Below are 21,290 nucleotides of genomic sequence, written 5' to 3'. Positions count from 1 at the left end.
GCGCCGAGGCACGTCAGTGGATTACGACGGAAAAGTGCGTGCTCAGCCGCCGGGCGCCGAACGGCGCGGCCGGAAGTCGACCTGGAGATCCCCGCATCGTCGCGGGGGAGGACCGGCGAGGGTCAGCGAACGCCGGGCCGGGCGGGAGAGCTGTCGGTACTGCAAGGTCGGCTGGGATCCACCGCAGTCCCCACCTCCTCCGGCCGGGCCCTGTCGAAGGGCGAGTGTGTCGAAGCCGTTCGCGTGCTGCTCGTGCGCCTGTGCGTCGGGGATGCGCCCGCGCCGTGTGTACGACGCGCATCAAGCCGACACGCAAGGTTAGCAGCCGCCGGTGAACCGGCCGTCCCGCGTTGACGGTTCCCTGGCGCCCGTAGGCTGAGGCGCATGGCGTACGACGACGTGCTCGCGCAGGTGGAACGGCGGCTGACCGGGGCCTTCGGCGAGCCCGACGCGCGGGCGTCGGTGACCTTCATCGGCACCGACCGCATCGAGGTGGCGCGTTTCACGTCGGCCACCGCCGAGGGCGAGCCGCTGCTGCGCTACGCCACCCTCGGCATGTCCGCGCAGCCCATGACCGACCCCGCGCAGGCGCTGGCCGACCCGCTGCGCGGCCCGCGCGCCGAACTGCTGCTGACCGTACGGGCCGGCCTCGCCGACACCGACAAGGTGCTGCGCCCGCTCGCCGTGCTCGCCGCGTCGCCCCAGGTGGAGGGCGTCGTCGTGGCGCCGGGGGCGTCGCTGGAGGTGGGCGGGCCGCTGTGGCCCGGCGCGCCGTTCCGCGCGGTGCTGGTCGCGGAGCCGGGCGGGCTCGTCGACGACGTGGCGCTGCCGGAGCCGCGGGAGCCGGTGCGGTTCCTGCCGCTGCTGCCGATGACCCCGAACGAGGCCGCGTGGAAGCGGGTGCACGGCGCGGCGGCGCTGAGCGAGCGCTGGCTCGCGGCGGGCACGGACCTGCGCGACCCGCTGCGGCGCGGGGTGGAGCTGGGCGCATAGCGCCGCCTCCCGGCGTGCGTCGTACGGGACGGGGCTGCGGCGGGCGCGGGGGCGGCAGCGCGGGGCCCCGGACGGGTGATCGTCCTTGACGACGCGGCGGCCGGAGAGGACCGTAAGTTCCTATGAGGGGCGAACCCAGTTGCCCGAAGTGCGGCGGGCGGGTCCGGGCGCCCGGTCTCTTCACCGACTCCTGGCAGTGCGAGCGGCACGGACCCGTGCAGCCATTGCAGCCCGTCATACCGCCCAGCGTCGAGGCGCTCGGGGTGGTGGTGCACCGGGCCCAGGTGCCGGTCTGGATGCCGTGGCCGCTGCCTCTGGGCTGGCTGTTCACCGGCGTCGCCAACGCGGGCGACGACCGCAGCGGCGGCCGGGCCACCGCCGTCGCCTGCTCAGGACCCGGGCCGCTGGGCGGTCCCGGCGAGCTGATCCTCGTCGCGGAGGAGCTGGGCGTCGGCCTCGGCGCGCGCTTCGCCGGCGTGCAGGGGCCCGACCCCGGGCCGGGGATGTGCACCGACAAGCCGCCGGACGCCAAGGTCATCGCCGCCGGCCGGCCCACCCCGCTGTGGCACGTCGGCGGCGTGCCCGCGGACCGGGCCGTCTTCGCCGGGGAGGCACGCGGGCTGTGGCTGTGGGCGGTGGTCTGGCCGGAGCAGTCGGGGCTGCTGCTCTACGACGAGCTGGTGCTCACCGACCTGCGCGACGCCGGCGCCGAGATCGAGCTGCTGCCCTGCGGGGCCCTGTCGCCGCGGCTCCTCTGAGCGGGGCCGCGCGACGGGCCTCCGCGAAGCCGCACCTTCTCGGTTGGACAGCCGCCCGGGACCGTAAGCTGGGTGCCTTCCAGCGACCCCGAGCCCGTGCGAGGTACCGTCCGTGCGCATCGACCTGCATACCCACTCCGCCGATTCGGACGGTACGGACACCCCCGCCGAGCTGGTGCGCAAGGCGGCGGCCGAGGGTCTGGACGTCGTCGCGCTCACCGACCACGACGGCGTCGGCGGCCACGCCGAGGCGATCGAGGCGCTGCCCGCCGGGCTGACCCTCGTCCCCGGCATGGAGCTGTCCTGCGACCTCGGCGGCATCAGCCTGCACATGCTCGCGTACCTCTTCGACCCCGAGGAGCCGGAGCTGACCCGCGAGCGCGACGCCGTGCGCAACGACCGGGTGCGCCGGGCCCGGCTGATGACCGAGCGGCTGATCGAGCTGGGCGTGCCCATCACCTGGCAGCGCGTCCAGGAGATCGCCGGCGAGGGCGCCATCGCCCGGCCGCACGTGGCCAGCGCGATGATCGAGGCCGGCGTCGTCGACTCGGTGCAGGACGCGTTCACCGACGAGTGGATCGGCTCCGGCGGCCGGGCGTACGTGGAGAAGCACGAGCTGGACCCCTTCGACGCCATCCGGCTGATCAAGGGCGCCGGCGGCGTCACGGTCTTCGCGCACCCGCTGGCGGTCAAGCGCGGCGTGTGCCTGCCGGAGAGCGCGGTCGCGGAGCTGGCCGCCGCCGGCCTCGACGGCATCGAGGTGGACCACATGGACCACGACGAGGAGACCCGCGCCCGGCTCCGCGGCACGGCCGCCGACCTGGGCCTGCTCGCCACCGGCTCCAGCGACTACCACGGCGCGCGCAAGACCTGCCGCCTGGGCGAGTTCACGACGGCCCCGGAGGTCTACGAGCAGATCGTGGACCGCGCCACGGGCGCGACCCCGGTCAAGGGCTAGCCGGGCGCCGGGCCGTTCGGGCCGGCGGGCGGCGGGGATACGACGCCGCCCGCCGGGGCCCCTTTCGCAGGGGACGCCTTAAGCTCCTGGCGTGTTCGATCTCGCCCTCTTCGGCTCGGTCTTCGTCACGCTGTTCGTGATCATGGATCCGCCCGGCACCACGCCGATCTTCCTCGCGCTCACCTCGGGCCGCCCGCTGAAGCTGCAGCGCAAGATGGCCATGCAGGCGGCGGCCGTCGCCTTCGGGGTGATCGCGGTGTTCGCCATCGGCGGCCAGCAGATCCTGGACTACCTGCACGTCTCCGTGCCGGCGCTGATGGTCGCGGGCGGGCTGCTGCTCCTGCTGATCTCCCTCGACCTGCTCACCGGCAAGGCCGAGGAGCCCACCCAGACCAAGGACGTCAACGCCGCCCTCGTCCCGCTGGGCATGCCGCTGCTCGCCGGGCCCGGGGCGATCGTGACCGTGATCCTGGCGGTGCAGGACGCGCACGGGGTGCGCCAGGAGCTGGCGGTATGGGCGGCGATCGTCGCGATCCACCTCGTGCTGTGGGTGACGATGCGCTACTCGCTGCTGATCATCCGGGTCATCAAGGAGGGCGGCGTCGTGCTGGTCTCGCGGCTGGCCGGGATGCTGCTGGCGACGATCGCGGTGCAGCAGATCGCCAACGGCGTCACGGAGTTCATCCAGCAGGCGTGAGTGCGTCGCCCCTCGTCACACACCGAGGCCGCGGGCGCCGGGGCCGCGCTCGCCCAGCCGGTCGTCGGTGTTGGCCAGCGCGCACTTGTCGAGCGACAGGCAGCCGCAGCCGATGCACTCGGTGAGGTTGTCGCGCAGCCGCTCCAGCCGGCGGATGTGGGTGTTGAGGTCCTTGCGCCAGCCCTCCGACAACTGCGCCCAGTCGGCGCGCGTGGGCGTACGGCCCTCGGGCAGCACCGCGAGCGCCTCGCGGATGGCCGCCAGCGGGATCCCCACGCGCTGCGAGGCGCGGATGAACGCGACCCGGCGCAGGGTGTCCCGGGAGAAGCGGCGCTGGTTGCCGGTGGTGCGGCGGCTGCTGATCAGGCCCTGGCGCTCGTAGAAGCGCAGCGCGGACTGGGGGACTCCGCTGCGGTCGGACAGCTCGCCGATGGTGGCTTCCCTGGCCCGCGGGGAGAGGTGGTGCGTCATGTCCGCCAGCGTAACTTGACCTCAACCACGGTTGAGGTTCTATGCGCCACTACCGGTCGCCGACCAGAACGCGGCGAGCGCGGCCGCGGTCTCGGCCGGGCGGTCGACGTTGGGGGAGTGGTCGGCGCCCTCGACGACGGTGCGGTGGGCACCGAGCCGCCGCGCCATGTCGTCCATCTCCGTGACCGGCCAGACGTAGTCGGTCTGCCCGGTGAGCACGTGTACGCGTACCGGCAGCGCGGCCAGTTCATCGGTTCTGTCCGGCTCCTCGCACAGTTGCCGGCCGGTGGCGACGAGCTGGCCCGGGCTGGTGCCGAGCCAGCGGCGGTGCAGGAAGTCGTCCACGTCGGGACGGACGGGGGCGTCCGGCGGGTCGAAGGCGCGCATGGCCTGCCAGACGGTCTCCATGTCGTACGTGCCGAGGGCGTCGCCGAGGAGCTTGGCGCGGGACTGCTGCTCGGTGCAGACGACGCCAGGACCGCTGCTCATGAGGGTGAGCGAGGCGAACGCGCCGGGGGCGCGGAGGGCCGCGGCGCGGGCGATCTGACCGCCGAGCGAGTGCCCGAGGACGTGCGGCGGGCCGTCCGCTGCGCCGAGTGCGGCGGCGAGCGCGAGGACGTCCTGGGCGAGTTCGTCCTGGACGTACGCGGCCTCGTCGGCGGGGCCGTCGGTCTCGTACTGCCCTCGGCCGTCGACCGCGACCACGCGGAAGCCCGCGGCGGCCAGCGGTTCGAGGAGGGCGATGAAGTCTTCCTTGCTGCCCGTGTAGCCGGGCAGCAGGAGCGCGGTCCCGTGTTCGGGCTCTCCGGCCCGTAGTGCCGCGAAGGTTCCGCGGGGGGTCTCGACCGGCACGGCCTCGGCCCCGGCCGGCAGCGCGACGAACGGCGGCTTGCTCATCCCCCGACCCTAGCCGCGGCCGCACCGGCGCCGCCCCGCGGGGGGAGCGTGCGGCCGGGCCGTGGCGTCGTCCGGGGCCGGGCCTCCTGCGGCCGTCGGCAGGGACCCGGCGCTCGCGGAGGGATCCCGGCGGTGCCTGGAAGCGCCGTTCCGGCGGACCGCCCGGCCCAGGGCTGCTCGGGCCGAGCCCCGGCGGTCGGCGGCGGGGCGCCGGCGTCGTGGCGGCGGCCGCTCCCGCCGGCCGCGGCCCTGTGGGGCGTAGCGCCGCCGCCCGCGGGCAGACCGCGGGCCCGGGGTGTACGTCGTGACGTACGTCCCGGGCCCGAAGGGTGCTGCTGTCGTACTACTCCGCCGCGGGCGCGCCCGCGTTGCCGCTGCGGGTGCGGCGACGGCGGCGGCGCGGCTTGCGGGCCGCGGCGTCAGCCGCGGCCGCGGCCGGCTCCGCCGCGGTCTCCCGCGGCTCGGCGGCGGCCCCGGCGCCCTCCACGGCGTCGGCCGCCACCGGGCGGCCGCTGCGCGTGCGGCGGCGCTGCCGCTGCGTACGGGTCCGCTTCGGCCGCTCCTCGGTGGCCGCTCCCCGCGAGCCGGAACCGCGCGAGCCGGCGCCGCGGCGGCCGCCGCCCGTCTCGCCCAGGTCCTCCAGCTCCTCGGCGCCGAGCCCCGCGCGGGTGCGCTCGGCGCGCGGCAGCACGCCCTTCGTACCCTCCGGGATGCGCAGCGCCTCGTACAGGTGCGGAGAGGTGGAGTACGTCTCCTCGGGGTTCTCCAGGTCGAGCTCCAGCGCCTTGTTGATCAGGTGCCAGCGCGTGATCTCGTCCCAGTCGACCAGCGTGACCGCCGTGCCGGACGCGCCCGCGCGGGCGGTGCGGCCGATGCGGTGCAGGTACGTTTTCTCGTCTTCCGGCGTCTGGTAGTTGATCACGTGCGTGATGCCGGCGACGTCGATGCCGCGCGCCGCCACGTCCGTGCAGACCAGCACGTCGACCTTGCCGTTGCGGAACGCCCGCAGCGCCTGCTCGCGCGCGCCCTGGCCCAGGTCGCCGTGGACCGATCCGGCGGCGAACCCGCGCCGGGTCAACTGCTCCGCGACGTCCGCACAGGTGCGCTTCGTACGGCAGAAGATCATGGTCAGGCCGCGGCCCTCGGCCTGGAGGATGCGCGCCAGCATCTCGGGCTTGTCCATGGAGTGCGCCCGGAATGCGTGCTGCTCGACGGCGGCGACGGTCGCGCCCTCGTCGTCGGGCGCGGTGGCGCGGATATGGGTGGGCTGCGACATGTAGCGCCGGGCGAGGCCGATGACCTGCCCCGGCATGGTGGCCGAGAACAGCATCGTCTGCCGCTTGGCGGGCAACTGCTGGATGATCTTCTCGACGTCCGGCAGGAAGCCGAGGTCCAGCATCTCGTCGGCCTCGTCGAGCACCAGCACCTTGATCTTCGACAGGTCCAGCTTGCGCTGCCCTGCGAGGTCGAGGAGGCGGCCGGGGGTGCCGACGACGACGTCGACGCCCTTCTTCAGCGCCTCTAGCTGGGGCTCGTACGCCCGGCCGCCGTAGATCGACAGCGCGCGGACGTTACGGACCTTGCCGGCGGTCAGCAGGTCGTTGGTGACCTGGACGCACAGCTCGCGGGTGGGGACGACGACGAGCGCCTGCGGGGCGTTCGTCAGGGCGCCGGTGTCGGCGCGACCGTTCTCGACGTCGGCGGGGACGACGACCTTCTCCAGGAGGGGAAGGCCGAAGCCGAGCGTCTTACCGGTACCGGTCTTGGCCTGGCCGATCACGTCGGTGCCGGCGAGGGCCACGGGAAGGGTCATCTCCTGAATGGGGAAAGGAGTGGTGATTCCCACGGCCTCCAGGGCCTCAGCAGTCTCGGGGAGGATCCCCAGGTCTCGAAACGTGGACAGGATGCTTGCCTCTTCTGTCGGTCGCGGCGAGCGGCGGGGGACGGGGGTCGTACCGCGCGGGTGGCGCGGGACCACTTCTTCCGTCACTCGCGCGCTCAAGCCGCGAGAATTCCCTCCGGCGGTGTGCGTACGGCGGGACAGGCCGCACGGGCTCCGCTGAGAGCGGTCGGGGTCGGAGCCGATCGGGCCACCGACCGGGCATCCTTCAGTACATGCTTCCCATACGCCTCCGGGCTCACGCCCGCGGCATGGGGGACCCGCCGTGACCGGCGAGTGCTATACCACTCTACCTAAAATCGTGCAGCCGTGTTGTGCGATGTCTCATAGTCCGCGGGCTGACCAGCCTCTTCCCAGGTCCCCGCGGGCCGCTATATTCCGCTCCTATGGAGACTCCCCCTGCCGACGAGGCCGCCCCCCAGGACACCGGCGACACCAGCGGAACCGGCGCCGCGGGCGACACCGCCGCCGCATCCGGCGTAGCCGCCGAGGACTGGGCGCAGGCCGCCGCCGACCCGCAGTACCGGGCCGCGGTCGTGGACCTGCTCGGCGCCCTCGCCTACGGCGAGCTGGCGGCCTTCGAGCGGCTGGCGGAGGACGCGAAGCTGGCGCCCGGCGTGGAGGACAAGGCGGAGCTGGCGGCGATGGCCGCGGCCGAGTTCCACCACTTCGAGCGGCTGCGGGACCGGCTGGCCGAGATCGACGAGGACCCGGCGCGGGCGATGGAGCCGTTCGCCGCCGCACTGAACGAGTTCCACCGCCAGACGGCACCGTCCGACTGGCTGGAGGGGCTGGTCAAGGCGTACGTAGGCGACTCGATCGCCAGCGACTTCTACCGCGAGGTCGCGGTCCGGCTGGACTCCGACACCCGCGGCCTGGTGCTGAGCGTGCTGGACGACACCGGGCACGCGACCTTTGCCGTCGGGAAGGTCCGCAGCGCGATCGAGGCCGACCCCCGGCTGGGCGGCCGGCTGGCGCTCTGGGCACGGCGGCTGATGGGCGAGGCGCTGAGCCAGGCGCAGCGGGTGGTGGCGGAGCGGGACGCGCTGTCGATGATGCTCGTCGGCGGGGTGGCCGACGGGTTCGACCTGGCCGAGGTGGGGCGGATGTTCTCGCGTATCACCGAGGCGCACACCAAGCGGATGGCGGCGCTGGGCCTGTCCGCATAGCGCGGCGCCCGGGCGGGATGCCCGGGCGCGCGTGCGTCTTCCTGGTTCCAGGTGTCTGTACGGGTCAGGGGGCTGTCCGGGTACGGCCGTTCAGCGCACCGGGCGGCCCGCCAGGTACGCCGCCGCGGGGCGGCTCCGCTCCCGGTTCTTGACCAGCAGCGACAGCATCGCCGCCGCGAAGGCGCCGGCGACCGGCAGGACGATCGGGAGGTTCCCGGCGCCCAGCACCGTGTGGGCCAGGGCGGCGCCGAGCACGGCGGCCCCGGGGCCTGTGGCCAGCGTCAGGTTCCGGTGCCGGAACCGATCCGGATAGCGGGAGAGTGCGGCCAGCGCAATCGCCAGGCCGATGACTGCGGAAAGTACGGCTGCCAGGATCATCATCTCGCGCCCGCCCTTCGTTGGGCCCCATTGCTGGGGTGAACCGGACGCTCCGGATCTACCCGCATGGATCCGCGGGCAAACGACGGCCCCCCGGTGTCGGACACCGGGGGGCCGGACGAACTGCGCGAGCGGGGGATCCGCCCTCAGAGGGCGCCGAAGCCCACCTTGCGCGCGGTGGGCGCGCCGATCTCCACGTAGGCGATGCGGCCCGACGGCACGAGGATCTTCCGGCCGCGGTCGTCGACCAGGGTCAGCACCTCCGACTTGCCGCCGAGCGCGTCCGCCACCGCGCTCTCGATCTCTTCGGCGGACTGCCCGCTCTCCAGGCTGATCTCTCGGGGGGCGTGCTGCACGCCGATCTTGACCTCCACGGCCTGATCCCTTTCGGTCAGTTGGATGTACGTGTGCACACTAACCCGGCGTGCACACCCCGCGGGACCGATGCCTGCACGCCCGCAGCGAACACCGCTGCGGGACCTGCCCGCGGGCCGCGCCCGGAGCGGAGCTACGGCTGGTCCGGGCCGCCGTGCAGCGGGAAGCCGGCGATGCCGCGCCAGGAGAGCGAGGCGATCAGGCGGGCGGCGTCGTCGCGCGGGATGGACCGGCCGGAGCCCAGCCAGTAACGCGCGGTGATCTGCGCCATGCCGCACAGCCCCACCGCGAGCAGCATCGCCTGCTCGACCGGCAGGTCGGTGTCCTCGGCGATGACCTCGCTGACCGCCTGCGCGCAGTCCAGGCTGACCCGGTCGACGCGCTCGCGCACCGCGGGCTCGTTGGTCAGGTCGGACTCGAAGACCAGCCGGAAGGCGCCGCCCTCGTCCTCGACGAAGGCGTAGTACGCGTCCATCGTGGCGGCGACACGCTGCTTGTTGTCCGACGTGGACGCGAGCGCCGCGCGCACCGCCTTGAGCAGCGCGTCGCAGTGCTGGTCGAGCAGGGCGAGGTACAGCTCCAGCTTGCCGGGGAAGTGCTGGTAGAGCACCGGCTTGCTGACGCCGGCGCGGTCCGCGATGTCGTCCATGGCGGCGGAGTGGTACCCCTGGGCGACGAAGACCTCCTGGGCCGCACCGAGGAGCTGGTTGCGGCGCGCGCGGCGGGGGAGCCTCGTACTGCGTGGACGCGTCTCGGCCTGCTCCATGGCTGTCACTGCGCCTCCTGGTTCCTGAGATGATCGCCCCCGGGACGCCGGGCCTGTCCGGCGGGCCGACCGCAGGTGCCATCGTACGTGCGGGTAATCGTCCGGCGCTCCGTCGCTGCGCGAAATTTCATCGGCCCTGACCCGGGGCGAACCGGGGCAATGCAGAGCAGGTCACCGGTATTCGTCCTCGCCCTGTTCCACGACGCGGGCCTGCTCGGCGGCGTCCGCGGGGTCCACGTCCTCGCCGTGGCGCTCGCCCGGCGTGACGCCCTCGTCGCCCTGCTCCACCTCGGCACGCTGCTCCGCGACGTCCGCCTCCGGGGTCTCGGGGTCCCGTTCCGCGGGGGCGTCCGCGCTCCCGTCCTGCCCCGCACGGCGGGCGGGCTCGTCGAAGGTGTCCGAATCCTGCGGGTCGACAGCCATGGCGTCGTCTCCTGTCCGCGTCGTTCGTCACCCGGACTTCGGGCACAGTTTCGGGTGATGTCCTCCATACGTCCTCCATACGAGCGTAAGAGAGGGTGCTTTCGGCCGCGAGGCGGTTTGTGAGCGCGAACACATGAACCACTGCGTGACTGTCTCGTAACATTGCCCCCATGCCGTCGACAGAGCGCTCTCTGGCGGGCGACGAAGCATTCCCGGCGCACGGCTCGCCCGGGACCGTGCCGCCCCTTCCTCCCGAAGGCCGGGGCGGCGTCGAGCGACGGCAGGTGACGCTCCCCGGACTCACCGTCGCCGTGAGCGGCCACCCGCCGGCAGGCGCCGGACTGCCGCCCGCGGTGTACGTGCACGGGCTCGGCGGCTCCGCGCTGAACTGGGGCGGACTCGGCCCCCTGCTCGCCGCCCGGGTCGACGGCGACGCCGTCGACCTCCCCGGCTTCGGCGCCTCACCGCCCCCCGACGACGGCGACTACTCCCTCTCCGGCCACGCCCGCGCCGTCATCCGCTATCTCGACGCGGCCGGCCGCGGCCCCGTACACCTCTTCGGCAACTCGCTGGGCGGCACCATCGTCACCCGCGTCGCGGCCCTCCGCCCCGACCTGGTGCGCACCCTCACCCTCGTCTCCCCGGCGCTGCCCGAACTGCCCCCGCAGCGCACCGCGATGCCCACCGCGCTGCTCGCCGTGCCCGGCGTCGGCGCGCTCTTCGCCCGGCTGACCCGGGACTGGAGCGCGGAGCAGCGCACCCGTGCGGTGCTGGGCCTCTGCTACGGCGACCCGGGCCGGGTCAGCCCGGAGGGCTTCGCGGAGCACGCGCGCGAGTACGCCAAGCGCATGCGGCTGCCTTACCACTGGGACGCGCTGGAGCGGTCGGCGCGCGGGGTCGTCGGCGCGTACACCCTGGGCGGGCAGCATTCGCTGTGGCGGCTCGCGGAGCGGGTGCTGGCCCCTACGCTGCTCATCTACGGCGGGCGCGACCAACTCGTGTCGTTCAGGATGGCGCGGCGGGCGAAGGCCGCGTTCCGCAACTCACGGTTGCTGGCCCTGCCTGCGGCCGGGCACGTGGCCATGATGGAGTACCCGGAAGTGGTGGCCAGGGCGTTCACCGAGATGTTGGACGAGTACGAGACAGGGATCGCAGACGCGAGCCCCGGCAGGAGCTGACACACACGGTGGGCAGGCACAGCGCGTCCGGCAAGGGCAAGAAGCAGACGCGGGACGGCGGCGGGACCCGGTCGGGGTCCGGGCCGGCGTCCGGGCCGGGGCCGCGGCCGCCGCTGCCGCGGCGCGGCGACACGGGGCCGATCCCGCGGATCAGCGACACGGGCCCGATTCCGCGGGTGACGGACACGGGTCCGGTGCGGCGGGTCTCCGACACGGGTCCCGTGCCGCGGGTGCCGGGGGACGGGCGCACGGTCTCGGGCACGGGCGCGATGCCGCGGTTCGGCGACACGGGTCCGGTGCCGCGGGCCTCCGGTACGGGGCCGATGCCGCGGGCCGGCGGGACGGGGCCGATTCCCCGGGTCTCCGGGACCGGCCCGATTCCGCGGGTCTCCGATACGGGCCCCATGCCGCGCGCCGCCGGGACCGGGCCGATTCCGCGGGTCTCCGGGACGGGGCCGATTCCCCGCGTCTCGGACACCGGGCCCACGCCGCGGGTCTCCGACACCGGGTCCATGCGGCCGTTCGGCGACACGGGCGGCGTACCGCGGGTCGGCGACACCGGATCGATGCGGCGCGTCGCCGGGCCCGGGGGCCCGCCGCCCGTGCACGGGATGCCGGGGCCGCCCCGTGGCCGCACGGCCCCCATGGACGACACCGGCGAGCGCCCCTTCGGTCATCCCGAGCACCGTGAGCCCGGCGGCGGTTGGGGCGCCCCGCCGTACGAGCAGCCCGGGCGCGGGCTCGGCGCCGCCACCGTCGCCGCCACGCCCACGCCCGTACGGCAGGACTACCTCGACGCCTTCGACGGGCCGGGGCCGGGCCACGCCGCGGAGCCCGCCGCGCGCCGCGCCGGTGACGTGCCGGGTCCCGCCCCCGCCGCCGACGACCTCGGCTGGCCGCCGCCCGGCGACGACGGACCGCCCGACGGCGCCGCGACCGCGCTGCACTCCACGGGCGGCGGGCACCGCCGCCGCCGGCAGCGCCCCGCCAACCGCGGCCGGGTCGCGACCGGTGTCGCCGCCGCCGTCGTGACGTGCGCGCTCGCCGCCGCCATCGCAGGACAGGTCTCCGACGGCCGCGCCAAGCGCGCCGACGCCGCCGCGTCCGACGAGCGCAAGCAGCGCGCCGGCGCCGACGACGCCGCCTCCCGCTCCGGCGACCGCGACGACCCGGCGGGCGCGGACGACGCGGACGGCGCGGGCGGCCCGGACGCCGGCGAGGACGCGCGGGCCGTGCCCGCCACGTACACCGAGAAGATGGCGGCCACGTACCCCCTCAGCCGCAATCTCACCGGCTCCGGCAAGCTCACCACCGTCCCCGGCCGCGACAAGGCGCCCGGCCGCGGCGAGGTCGTCACCTACCGGGTGGACGTCGAGGAGGGACTGCCGCTCGACGGCGAGCTGTTCGCGGCCGCCGTGCACAAGACGCTCAACGACGAGCGCAGTTGGGGCGGCCGGGGCGACCGCACCTTCGAGCGGGTGGGCCGGGACGACGAGTCCGTGTTCGTCATCACCCTGGCCAGCCCGGGGACCACCGACGAGTGGTGCGCCAAGTCGGGGCTCGACACCAGCGACGAGGACGTGTCCTGCGACTCCGCCGCCACCGAGCGCGTGATGATCAACGCCTTCCGGTGGGCGCAGGGTTCGAAGACCTACGGCGACGACATCCACGCGTACCGGCAGATGCTCATCAACCACGAGGTCGGCCACCGGCTCGGGAACGGGCATGTCGGCTGCGAGCAGGACGGCGCGCTGGCGCCGGTGATGATGCAGCAGACGAAGTACCTGTCGACGGACGGCGCCACCTGCAAGCCCAACCCCTGGCCGTTCCCGCGCGACTGACCCCGGCGGGTGACGGGAGCGGGCAAAACGCCCCACACCCCGAATAGTCACGGGTATTCACCCCTTCCGGTGGTGCGACGGACAACCGTCCATCGCGCGGCACCGCCGCGTGCGTACGGTCCTCCCACCGGATGGAGCCACAGCAGTTCTCGGGGGTGTTCTCGTTGCGCATCGGCCTTCTCGCGGAGGGCGGATTCCCGTTCGCCGCGGGCGAGTCGCCGGGGTGGTGCGACCGGCTCGTACGCGGGCTCGCGCACCATGAGTTCGACGTTTTCGCGTTTGCGGTCGATGCGGCGCAGGAGGCGTCGGATCTCGTACCGCTGCCGCCGCAGGTGCGGGCGGCGCACGTCGCGCCGCTGTGGCGCCCGGCGCCCGGCGAGCGCCGCTACGGGCGCGCCGAACGGCGCCGCTTTGCCTGGCACTTCGCGGAGCTGGCGGGCGCGCTGGCGGCCGGCGGCGCCGGGGAGGTCCCGGGGCGGGCAGCCGGGCGGGAGTCCGGGCAGGACCGTTTCGCTTCCGGTCTCTACGGGCTGGCCGAGCTGGCCAGGGACGCGGGCGGGCCGGGGCGCGCGCTGCGCGACGAGCAGGCCGTGCGGATCCTCGAGCGGGCCTGCCGGGCGCCCGGCGCACATCCGGTGGTGCAGGGGGCGCGCGTCGCGGAGTTGCTCGCGGTGGCCGCGCATCTGGACCGGGCGCTGCGCCCGTTGGGCGCCGGGTGGTACGGGGACGGTGACGGCGCCGGGCTGGCCGGGGCCGACCTGTGCCACGCGCTGTCCGGCGGCCCCGCGGCGCTGCCGGGGCTGCTCGCGCACCGGTTCTTCGGCACGCCGCTGCTGATCACGGAGTACGGGGTGCGGCTGCGGCGGCACTACCTGGAGAGCGGCCGGGGGGCGTACGCCGGCGGCACCGTGACCGTACGGGCGCTGGTGGCGGCCTTCCACCGCCGGCTGGCGGCCGAGGCATACGCCAAGGCGGCCCTCGTGACCCCGGGCAACGCGCACGCGCGGCGCTGGGCGCTGCGCCTGGGCGCGGAGGGGCACAGGCTGCGGACGGTGTACCCGGGCATGGACGCGGCGCGGTTCGCCGAGGTGGCGGAACCGCCGGCGGCCGGGGACGACGGCACCCTGGTCTGGGCCGGACGGATAGAGCCGGCCGGCGACCTCGTGGCGCTGCTGCACGCGTTCGCGGAGATCCGCAGGGAGGAGCCGGCCGCCCACCTCGTCGTGGCGGAGACGGGCCCCCCGGCCGCCGCCCACGCGGGCTACCGCGACCACTGCCGCGCGCTGGCCGCCCAGCTCTTCCCCGACGAGGCGGCCGACGCGCACGCGGTGGGCGCCAGCCCGGTGTCGTTCGAGGAGATCGGCGACCCGGCGCTGCCCGACCGGGCGGCGGCGTACGCGGCGGGCGGGGTGACGGTGCTCTCCAGCGTCATGGCGGGCTTCCCCGTGGGCCTGGTCGAGGCGATGCTCTGCGGCCGGGCGACGGTGTCGACCGACGTCGGCGCGGTCCGGGAGGTCATCGGCGGCACGGGCCTCGTGGTCCCGCCGCGGAACCCGCGGGCGCTGGCGGACGCCTGCCTGGCGCTGCTCCGCGACCCGGCGCGCCGCGCGCGGCTGGGCGCGGCGGCCCGGGCGCGGGCGGTGGAGCTGTTCACGGCGGAGCAGAACGTGGACGCGTTCGGCTCCATCTATCTGGAGCTGGCCTCCCACGGTCCGGCCCCCGCCCCGGCCCGCACCACCCCGCATCCCTTCGCGCATCCCCCGGAGGCGTATCTGGCGGCCGCACCGGCGCCGGATGCCGACCGGACGGATGCGGGCCCCGTGCTTGAGGGGGCCGACCGATGACGGACGGCCCGAGAGCGGCCCCGGAGCCGCGGACGCGTGAGCCGCAGCAGCGGGAGCCGGCGCCGCCCACGCCGGCCGAAGACCTGGCGGAAGCGCTGGAGGAAGCTTTCGGCCCGCGTCCTGAACCCCCCGCCGTAACGTCCCTCCACTCCCCGCCCGCCGCGGGCGAGGCGGGTTCCCCCGGTGCGGGGGCGGCGGAAGCCGAGGGGTCGGAGACCGCTGCGCCGGGCGGGCAGGCGGCCTCCCCCGGCGCTGCCGCTGCCGGTCACCCGGGGCCGCGCCCCGCTCGGCCGGCTCCCCCCTCCGCCTCCGCGCCGTCCCCCGCGGCCCCGGCCGTCCGGCCGCGGCGCGGGTCCGCCGACCCCGTGCGGGGACTCATGTACCGGCACCGGGAGTTGTGCCGGCGTGCCGTCGATCCGCTGGAGATCGCCGCCGGTCTCGAAGCGCACGGCGTGACCGACCGGACCGCCGTGCGGTACCGGCACCGGGACGTGTTCTCCCTCGCCGAGGAGATGTACGTACGGACCCGGCGGCCCGGCGCCGAGCCCCCGCCGCCGGTCCGCCCCCAGCCCCGTGCCCCCCTCGCCCCGCTCGCTCATCTCCTGCCGCTCGGCGGCGGATTGCTCGTGCTCGGCGCCGCCGGGCTGCACGGCCGGGCGCAGGTCGCGCTGACCGCCGCCGGTGTCGCCTGGGCCGTGGTCGCGCTGGTGCTCGGGTCGCAGCGCGGGCCGCTGCGGGTCCGCGCCGGGCTGCCGCCCGCGGCCGGGCTCGCCGTGGGGTGGCTGCTGGCGTACGCGGTCTACGGGGACTGGTTCCTCGGCGAACTGCTCGGCGGCGCCACCGGCGTCACCCGCGCGCCCGTCGTGCCGTACGCCACCGCCGCCGCCCTCGCCGCGCTCACCGCCGCCGTACTGCCCGCCGCGGCCGTGGCCCGGTGGTTCGCCGCCCGCGCCCGCCGCGCCCTGCGGGACAGCCGCGATCTGGCCGAGTTCCGTGCCCGGGTACGCCCGCTGCTCGCCGCCGCCGTCGCCGCCGTCCTGGCCGTCCTCGCCGCGCTGCAGCTCGCCGCCGCGGCCGCGGGGCCGGCCCTCGGCGAGGCCACCCGCCGGCCCGCCGTCCCCGCCGCCGCCTGCGCCCTCGGCGCGCTGCTCTTCCTCGCCCGGCTGCTCGCCGTGCACGGCTTCCCCCGGGCCGCCGCGTACGGGCTCGCCGCCGCCTGCGCCGCGCAGGTCACGGCGTTGCTGCTGGTCCTGGCCGCCCGGGTTCCCGGGCTTGCCGTGCTCGGCCGTCCGGTCGAGCTGCTGGTCGCCGGCCCCGCCGGTTTCCGTATGGCCGCGGTGCCTGCGGTCGCCTGCGGCGCCGCCGCGCTCGCGCTGCTGGCGTACGCCGGCCGCGCACTCACCCGAGCCTCCGCTCATCGCAAGGAGCACAACGAGATGACCGCACCACCACTGGCCACGCCCTCCCCGAACGACGGGGGTGCGCGATGAGGGTGCTGCTCATCGGCGGCACCGGCTTCGTCGGCCGCTACGTCGCCGACCGCCTGCTCGCCGACCCCGCCGTGCAGCTCACCGCGCTCGGCCGCGGCGACGACGCGGACGTGCGGTTCGACCTGTCGTCCGGCAGCCCGGGCGCGCTGACCCGGTTCCTCGACGCCGTGCACCCGGGCGTCGTCGTCAACTGCGCCGGCACCACCCGCGGCAGCGCCCGCGACCTGACCCGGCACAACACCGTCGCCGTCGCCACCCTCTGCGAGGCCATGCGGCGCAGCAGTTGCTCCGCGCGGCTGGTGCACGTGGGCTGCGCCTCGGAGTACGGGCCCTCGCCGGCCGGCTCGTCGACGGCCGAGGACGCGCTGCCGCGCCCCGGCGGCCCGTACGGCGTGAGCAAGCTGGCCGCGACCGAGCTGGTGCTCGGCTCCGGGCTCGACGCCATCGTGCTGCGGGTGTTCTCGCCCGCGGGCCCCGGCACCCCGGCCGGCTCGCCGCTCGGCCGGCTGGCGGAGGCGCTGCGGCGGGCGATGCAGCAGGGCGACGGGGAGCTGAAGCTCGGCGGGCTCGGCGCGCAGCGGGACTTCGTGGACGTACGGGACGTGGCGCGGGCGGTGCACGCCGCGTCGCTGTCGGCGGCGCAGGGCGTGGTGAACATCGGCGGCGGGCGCGCGGTGCGGCTGCGGGACGCGGCGGCGGCGCTGGCGCGGATCGCGGGGTACGGCGGCCAGTTGCACGAGTACGACACGACGCTGACCGGCCGGATCCCGCAGCCCGCGGGCGCGGGGCACGGCCTCGGGCACGGCGGCCACGGCCCGGGGCACGGCATGGGCCACCCCCTGGGCCACGGCCACGGTCCCGCGCACGGACCCGGCCACGGCACGAACGGCGGCCCCGGCACGGAACCGGCGGCGGTCGCCGCGGCGTATCCCTATCCGGACGGGTGCGGTGCCTGGCAGCAGGCGGACATCAGGACGGCGCGCGACCGCCTCGGCTGGCGGCCCCGGATCGGAATCGAGGAGAGCCTTGCGGACATCTGGATGGAGGCGGCATGCCGCATCTGAGACCTGACGGGCCGGGCAGACCGCCCGGTGCGGCCGCGGCGCTGCGGGACCTGCCGGGCGTACCGCCCGCGCCCGAGGGCCGGCGGCAGCACCCGCCGCAGCCGGCCGAGACCCCCCTCCGCCTCGCCGTCCCCGGCTACGCGCACCCCCTCGTCGCCCCCGTCGAGTGGGGCGAGCTGACCCGGCCCGCCGCCGCGGGCGCCGTCCACTGGACGGTGCTCGACGTCGCCGGCGGCCCCGGCGCCCGCCCCGACCCGCACTGCCTGGAGGCCGCGGGCCGGCTGAAGTCGGCGCGGGTACGCATCCTGGGGATGCTCGACCTGCGCGACGGCCGCCGCCCCTTCGGCGAGTTGATCACCGAGGCGCACCGGTTCCTGGAGTGGTACCGCGTCGACGGCTTCTACCTCGGCCGCTGCCCCGCCGACCGCGATCTGCTGCCGGAGGTCCTGCGGGTCACGACGACGCTCGGCGCGCTCGCCCCGCGCACCCACGTCGTCCTCGGCATCGGCACGCACCCGTACCCCGGCTACGCCGAGGCCGCCGACCAGCTCGTCACCTTCGCGGGCCCGTGGGCTGACTACCGCTGGTCGCAGGTCGCCGAGTGGACCGCGGAGCACCCCGCCGAGCGGTTCTGCCACCTGGTCCACGGCGTACCGCCGACGCATCTGGACGAGGCGATGCGGGTCGCCCGCTGGCAGGGCGCGGCCTCGGTGTTCTTCACGGACAGGACCGGCTGGGAGGCGCTGCCCGGCTACTGGGACGACCTCGTCTCGCGTCTCGGACAGGGTGTCTCGGAATGAGGAAGTGCGTGGCAGTGTTACGTGAAGACCCACTGTGCTCTCACACGCTTACGGAGTCCCCGTGTCGCTGCCACCGCTGGTCGAGCCCGCCCCCGAGCTCTCCGTCGACGAGGTCCGCAGGTACTCGCGCCACCTGATCATCCCGGACGTCGGGATGGCCGGCCAGAAGCGGCTGAAGAACGCCAGGGTGCTCTGTGTGGGCGCCGGCGGCCTCGGCTCGCCCGCGCTGATGTATCTGGCCGCGGCGGGTGTGGGCACGCTCGGCATCGTGGAGTTCGACGAGGTCGACGAGTCGAACCTCCAGCGCCAGATCATCCACAGCCAGGCCGACATCGGCCGCCCCAAGGCGGAGTCGGCCCGCGACTCGGTGCTGGGCATCAACCCGTACGTGAAGGTGCGGCTCCACCAGGAGCGGCTGGACTCCTCGAACGTCATGGAGATGTTCGCGGAGTACGACCTGATCGTCGACGGCACGGACAACTTCGCCACCCGCTACCTGGTCAACGACGCCTGCGTGCTGCTCGGCAAGCCGTACGTGTGGGGCTCCATCTACCGCTTCGACGGCCAGGCGTCGGTCTTCTGGGCCGAGCACGGCCCGTGCTACCGCTGCCTGTACCCCGAGCCCCCGCCGCCCGGCATGGTGCCGAGCTGCGCCGAGGGCGGCGTGCTGGGCGTGCTGTGCGCGTCGATCGGCTCGATCCAGGTCAACGAGGCCATCAAGCTGCTCGCCGGCATCGGCGACCCGCTGGTCGGCCGGCTGATGATCTACGACGCCCTGGAGATGCAGTACCGCCAGGTCAAGGTCCGCAAGGACCCGGAGTGCGCGGTCTGCGGCGAGAACCCGACCGTCACCGAGCTGATCGACTACGAGGCGTTCTGCGGCGTCGTCTCCGACGAGGCGCAGGAGGCCGCGGCCGGCTCCACGATCACTCCGAAGCAGCTCAAGGAGTGGATCGACGACGGTGAGAACATCGACATCATCGACGTCCGGGAGCCCAACGAGTACGAGATCGTCTCGATCCCCGGCGCGCGGCTGGTCCCGAAGGACGAGTTCCTGATGGGCAACGCCCTGGAGGGGCTGCCACAGGACAAGAAGATCGTCTTGCATTGCAAGACGGGTGTCCGGTCCGCGGAAGTCCTGGCGGTGCTGAAGTCGGCGGGCTTCGCCGACGCGGTGCACGTGGGCGGCGGCGTGGTCGGCTGGGTGAACCAGATCGAGCCGGACAAGCCCGTCTACTGACGCAGGACGCACCACGCGGTGTGCCGCCGCCGGAGAGTCTCCGGCGGCGGCACCCGTGTGTGCGGGGGCTACTTGCGGCAGGTCGTGTCGTTCTTCGGGGCCCGGCCGTCGAGCAGGTACGTGTCGACCGCCTCCTGCGTGCAGCGGTTGCCGCTGCCGTACGCCCCGTGCCCCTCGCCGACGCGCGTCAGCTTCACCGCCACGCCGCTGCCGAGCGCGTCGACCATCCGCTGCGTGCCCTCGAACGGCGTGGCCGGGTCGCCGGTGCTGCCGACGACCAGCATCGTGTCCGCGCCCTTCGCGCTCACCTGCGGCGTCGAGCGCTTGCCCGTCACCGGCCAGCCGTCGCACGACGCCAGGCCCCAGGCCATGAAGTCGCCGAACACGGGCGACGCCTTGCGGAACTCCGGCACCCGGTCGCGGATGTCGTCGATCGAGTAGCGGTCCTTGGTGTCCGCGCAGTTGACCGCGAGGAAGGACGACTGGAGCGTGGTGTAGTGCCCGTCGGGCTCGCGGCCGTTGAGCGCGTCGGCCAGGAGGAGCAGGGTCGCGCCGTCGTCGTCCTTCGCCTGGTCCAGGCCCTGCGTCAGCAGCGGCCAGAGCTGCTTGGAGTACAGCGACTGCGCGATGCCCCCGGTGGCCAGCGACTCCGTCAGGTCGCGGCCGGAGGTGGCCGGGATCGGCTTGCCGTCGAGCCGCCGCAGCAGGTCCGCGACGTCCTCGGTGGCCACCGCGGGCTCGCCGGAGGCGGCGTCGCCGAGGGGGCACTGCTTGCCCTGCCGGGCGCAGTCCTCGGCGTAGTTCTCCAGCGCCCGCTGGAAGCCCTTCGCCTGCGCCAGCGAGCGCTGCGCGCTGTTCTGCGTGGGGTCCACCGGGCTGTCGAGCACGGCCCGTCCGATCCGCTTGGGGAAGAGGTGGGCGTAGACGGCGCCCAGTTCGGTCCCGTACGAGATGCCGAAGTAGTGCATCTTGTCGTCGCCGAGCGCGGCGCGCATGAGGTCCATGTCGCGGGCGGCGCTCTCGGTGGCGACGTGCGGCAGCACCTTGCCCGACTTCTTCTCGCAGGCGGCGGCGAAGTCGTGGATCCGGTCCAGGTACGCCTTCTCCTCCGCCTTGTCGTCGGGGGTGTTGTCGGCGGCGAAGTACTTGTCGAGCGCGCGGTCGTCGAGGCAGTGCACGCCCTCGCTGCGGCCGACGCCGCGCGGGTCGAAGCTGACGAGGTCGTAGCGCTCGTGCAGCGTCTTGTACTGGGAGGCGAGGCCCGGGAGGGTGTCGATGCCGGAGCCGCCGGGGCCGCCGAAGTTGAAGAGCAGCGAGCCGATGCGGTCCGCCCGCGGCCCGGTGGCCTGGGCGCGGATCATGGCGATGCCGATCTTCTCGCCGTCGGGCTTGTCGTGGTCGAGCGGTACGTCGAGCGTGCCGCACTGCCAGTCGGTCTCCGCGGCCGGCGCCCCGGGCGCGGGCTTGGGGAGGTTCTTGCACGCGCCCCAGTGGATGCCGGCGGCCGCCGCGCCGTCCTCCAGGCCGCCGTCGCGCTCGGACGACGACGCGATGCCGCAGCCGCCCGCGGCCAGGGCGGTCAGCAGGACGGTGGCGGCGGTGACTGCGGTGGTCGGCTTGGTGACCCGCACGGCGGCTCCCCGGTCTCGGCGGTGGCGGACTGCCATCGTCCGGCGGGGCGCGGACGGCCGCGCGCTGCACGGGGCGTACGGGTGAGTACGGTGGTCCCGTACCGTTCAGCCCCGCCACCAGGGAGGCCGCGTGTCCTACTACGTCCTCGACTACTCCTACGTCGACGACTACCTGGCGCGGCGGGACGCCTACCGCGAGGCCCACCTCGACCTCATCCGCGAGTACCACCGGCGCGGCGACCTCTTCATGGCCGGCGCCATGACGGAAGCCCCGCCGCGCGGCCTGCTGGTCTGGCGGACCGAGGGCCCGGAGCCCGCGGAGGAGTTCGTCCGGCGGGACCCGTACATGGCGAACGGCCTGGTGGACAAGTGGAGCATCCGCCCCTGGAACGTCGTCGACCTCTGACCCGTCCGCGG

Annotated in this window: 21 protein-coding genes; 13 read left to right on the top strand and 8 right to left on the bottom strand. The window is 74.9% G+C overall.

Features of this window, described 5'->3' with window-relative positions; translation table 11 throughout:
• Positions 1-384: 384 nt before the first annotated feature.
• The 4 genes from ACFYVJ_RS18295 (at position 385) to ACFYVJ_RS18280 (ending at position 3,406) form a co-directional block, all read left to right on the top strand.
• Positions 385-993: a suppressor of fused domain protein gene (locus tag ACFYVJ_RS18295; protein WP_388892526.1), complete on the top strand. Its 609-nt coding sequence runs from the start codon at positions 385-387 to the stop codon at positions 991-993.
• A gap of 122 nt (positions 994-1,115) precedes the next feature.
• The gene (locus ACFYVJ_RS18290) at positions 1,116-1,751 is read left to right on the top strand and encodes a DUF6758 family protein (RefSeq protein WP_101421731.1); all 636 of its coding nucleotides are present in this window, start codon (positions 1,116-1,118) and stop codon (positions 1,749-1,751) included.
• Between the two features lie 112 nt (positions 1,752-1,863).
• Entirely contained in the window at positions 1,864-2,709 is an 846-nt protein-coding gene (locus ACFYVJ_RS18285; protein ID WP_388892524.1) for a PHP domain-containing protein, read from the top strand.
• Positions 2,710-2,800: 91 nt separating this feature from the next.
• Positions 2,801-3,406, top strand: coding sequence for a MarC family protein (locus ACFYVJ_RS18280; RefSeq protein ID WP_388892522.1), 606 nt, complete (start codon positions 2,801-2,803; stop codon positions 3,404-3,406).
• A gap of 15 nt (positions 3,407-3,421) precedes the next feature.
• Here the strand turns inward: ACFYVJ_RS18280 and soxR are convergent, their stop codons facing one another.
• From soxR to ACFYVJ_RS18265, 3 genes are all read right to left on the bottom strand, one after another.
• The gene (gene soxR / locus ACFYVJ_RS18275; protein ID WP_101421728.1) at positions 3,422-3,877 is read right to left on the bottom strand and encodes a redox-sensitive transcriptional activator SoxR; all 456 of its coding nucleotides are present in this window, start codon (positions 3,875-3,877) and stop codon (positions 3,422-3,424) included.
• Between the two features lie 39 nt (positions 3,878-3,916).
• Positions 3,917-4,774 (bottom strand): alpha/beta fold hydrolase, encoded by an 858-nt coding sequence (locus ACFYVJ_RS18270; protein WP_388892520.1) that lies wholly within the window; start codon positions 4,772-4,774, stop codon positions 3,917-3,919.
• A gap of 343 nt (positions 4,775-5,117) precedes the next feature.
• Positions 5,118-6,587 carry a DEAD/DEAH box helicase gene (locus ACFYVJ_RS18265; protein ID WP_388892518.1) on the bottom strand — a complete coding sequence of 490 codons (1,470 nt, stop codon included), beginning with the start codon at positions 6,585-6,587 and terminating at the stop codon, positions 5,118-5,120.
• A 473-nt stretch (positions 6,588-7,060) separates the two neighbouring features.
• Between ACFYVJ_RS18265 and ACFYVJ_RS18260 the strand changes: the two genes are divergently transcribed.
• Positions 7,061-7,843: a ferritin-like fold-containing protein gene (locus tag ACFYVJ_RS18260; RefSeq protein WP_388892516.1), complete on the top strand. Its 783-nt coding sequence runs from the start codon at positions 7,061-7,063 to the stop codon at positions 7,841-7,843.
• A gap of 90 nt (positions 7,844-7,933) precedes the next feature.
• Here the strand turns inward: ACFYVJ_RS18260 and ACFYVJ_RS18255 are convergent, their stop codons facing one another.
• The 4 genes from ACFYVJ_RS18255 to ACFYVJ_RS18240 all read right to left on the bottom strand — a co-directional run bounded on the left by ACFYVJ_RS18255 (position 7,934) and on the right by ACFYVJ_RS18240 (position 9,785).
• On the bottom strand, positions 7,934-8,224 hold the full coding sequence (locus ACFYVJ_RS18255) for a hypothetical protein (RefSeq protein WP_388892514.1): 291 nt from the start codon (positions 8,222-8,224) through the stop codon (positions 7,934-7,936).
• Between the two features lie 143 nt (positions 8,225-8,367).
• Positions 8,368-8,595: a DUF3107 domain-containing protein gene (locus ACFYVJ_RS18250; RefSeq protein ID WP_018834999.1), complete on the bottom strand. Its 228-nt coding sequence runs from the start codon at positions 8,593-8,595 to the stop codon at positions 8,368-8,370.
• A gap of 134 nt (positions 8,596-8,729) precedes the next feature.
• Positions 8,730-9,371, bottom strand: a complete 642-nt coding sequence (locus tag ACFYVJ_RS18245) for a TetR/AcrR family transcriptional regulator (RefSeq protein WP_388892511.1) — start codon at positions 9,369-9,371, stop codon at positions 8,730-8,732.
• 162 nt (positions 9,372-9,533) lie between these two features.
• Positions 9,534-9,785 (bottom strand): hypothetical protein, encoded by a 252-nt coding sequence (locus tag ACFYVJ_RS18240; protein WP_388892509.1) that lies wholly within the window; start codon positions 9,783-9,785, stop codon positions 9,534-9,536.
• A 170-nt stretch (positions 9,786-9,955) separates the two neighbouring features.
• Here ACFYVJ_RS18240 and ACFYVJ_RS18235 point away from each other — a divergent pair, with 170 nt between their 5' ends.
• From ACFYVJ_RS18235 to moeZ, 7 genes are all read left to right on the top strand, one after another.
• Positions 9,956-10,963, top strand: a complete 1,008-nt coding sequence (locus ACFYVJ_RS18235) for an alpha/beta fold hydrolase (protein WP_388892507.1) — start codon at positions 9,956-9,958, stop codon at positions 10,961-10,963.
• A 377-nt stretch (positions 10,964-11,340) separates the two neighbouring features.
• Positions 11,341-12,804 (top strand): DUF3152 domain-containing protein, encoded by a 1,464-nt coding sequence (locus ACFYVJ_RS18230; protein WP_388892655.1) that lies wholly within the window; start codon positions 11,341-11,343, stop codon positions 12,802-12,804.
• A gap of 131 nt (positions 12,805-12,935) precedes the next feature.
• Positions 12,936-14,648, top strand: coding sequence for a DUF3492 domain-containing protein (locus ACFYVJ_RS18225; protein ID WP_388892505.1), 1,713 nt, complete (start codon positions 12,936-12,938; stop codon positions 14,646-14,648).
• The gene (locus ACFYVJ_RS18220) at positions 14,645-16,138 is read left to right on the top strand and encodes a hypothetical protein (protein ID WP_388892503.1); all 1,494 of its coding nucleotides are present in this window, start codon (positions 14,645-14,647) and stop codon (positions 16,136-16,138) included. The genes ACFYVJ_RS18225 and ACFYVJ_RS18220 overlap by 4 nt, the downstream gene beginning before the upstream one ends.
• Entirely contained in the window at positions 16,135-17,202 is a 1,068-nt protein-coding gene (locus tag ACFYVJ_RS18215) for an NAD-dependent epimerase/dehydratase family protein (protein WP_101421719.1), read from the top strand. The genes ACFYVJ_RS18220 and ACFYVJ_RS18215 overlap by 4 nt, the downstream gene beginning before the upstream one ends.
• Positions 17,190-18,002, top strand: coding sequence for a phage tail protein (locus ACFYVJ_RS18210; protein ID WP_388892501.1), 813 nt, complete (start codon positions 17,190-17,192; stop codon positions 18,000-18,002). The genes ACFYVJ_RS18215 and ACFYVJ_RS18210 overlap by 13 nt, the downstream gene beginning before the upstream one ends.
• Positions 18,003-18,063: 61 nt before the next feature.
• On the top strand, positions 18,064-19,242 hold the full coding sequence (gene moeZ / locus ACFYVJ_RS18205) for an adenylyltransferase/sulfurtransferase MoeZ (RefSeq protein ID WP_388892499.1): 1,179 nt from the start codon (positions 18,064-18,066) through the stop codon (positions 19,240-19,242).
• Positions 19,243-19,310: 68 nt separating this feature from the next.
• On the opposite strand, the gene ACFYVJ_RS18200 is transcribed toward moeZ, so the two are convergent.
• Complete coding sequence (locus ACFYVJ_RS18200; protein ID WP_388892497.1) at positions 19,311-20,873, bottom strand: alpha/beta hydrolase; 1,563 nt, start codon at positions 20,871-20,873, stop codon at positions 19,311-19,313.
• Positions 20,874-21,003: 130 nt separating this feature from the next.
• On the opposite strand from ACFYVJ_RS18200, the gene ACFYVJ_RS18195 reads away from it, so the two are divergent.
• Complete coding sequence (locus ACFYVJ_RS18195) at positions 21,004-21,279, top strand: YciI family protein (protein WP_388892495.1); 276 nt, start codon at positions 21,004-21,006, stop codon at positions 21,277-21,279.
• The last annotated feature ends 11 nt before the right edge of the window (positions 21,280-21,290 follow it).

It is taken from the genome of Streptomyces sp. NPDC004134, assembly GCF_042874195.1.
Taxonomy (GTDB): domain Bacteria; phylum Actinomycetota; class Actinomycetes; order Streptomycetales; family Streptomycetaceae; genus Streptomyces.
The sequence above is the reverse complement of the archived record's forward strand: the minus strand, read 5'-3'. Positions and strand labels throughout refer to the sequence as shown.

Coding starts and splice junctions, on each gene's coding strand:
- ACFYVJ_RS18240 (WP_388892509.1), bottom strand. CDS start 9,785: ATGGCTGTCGACCCGCAGGATTCGGACACCTTCGACGAGCCCGCCCGC.
- ACFYVJ_RS18210 (WP_388892501.1), top strand. CDS start 17,190: ATGCCGCATCTGAGACCTGACGGGCCGGGCAGACCGCCCGGTGCGGCC.
- ACFYVJ_RS18225 (WP_388892505.1), top strand. CDS start 12,936: ATGGAGCCACAGCAGTTCTCGGGGGTGTTCTCGTTGCGCATCGGCCTT.
- ACFYVJ_RS18265 (WP_388892518.1), bottom strand. CDS start 6,587: ATGACCCTTCCCGTGGCCCTCGCCGGCACCGACGTGATCGGCCAGGCC.
- ACFYVJ_RS18235 (WP_388892507.1), top strand. CDS start 9,956: ATGCCGTCGACAGAGCGCTCTCTGGCGGGCGACGAAGCATTCCCGGCG.
- ACFYVJ_RS18270 (WP_388892520.1), bottom strand. CDS start 4,774: ATGAGCAAGCCGCCGTTCGTCGCGCTGCCGGCCGGGGCCGAGGCCGTG.
- ACFYVJ_RS18295 (WP_388892526.1), top strand. CDS start 385: ATGGCGTACGACGACGTGCTCGCGCAGGTGGAACGGCGGCTGACCGGG.
- soxR (WP_101421728.1), bottom strand. CDS start 3,877: ATGACGCACCACCTCTCCCCGCGGGCCAGGGAAGCCACCATCGGCGAG.
- ACFYVJ_RS18220 (WP_388892503.1), top strand. CDS start 14,645: ATGACGGACGGCCCGAGAGCGGCCCCGGAGCCGCGGACGCGTGAGCCG.
- ACFYVJ_RS18215 (WP_101421719.1), top strand. CDS start 16,135: ATGAGGGTGCTGCTCATCGGCGGCACCGGCTTCGTCGGCCGCTACGTC.
- ACFYVJ_RS18290 (WP_101421731.1), top strand. CDS start 1,116: ATGAGGGGCGAACCCAGTTGCCCGAAGTGCGGCGGGCGGGTCCGGGCG.
- ACFYVJ_RS18260 (WP_388892516.1), top strand. CDS start 7,061: ATGGAGACTCCCCCTGCCGACGAGGCCGCCCCCCAGGACACCGGCGAC.
- ACFYVJ_RS18255 (WP_388892514.1), bottom strand. CDS start 8,224: ATGATGATCCTGGCAGCCGTACTTTCCGCAGTCATCGGCCTGGCGATT.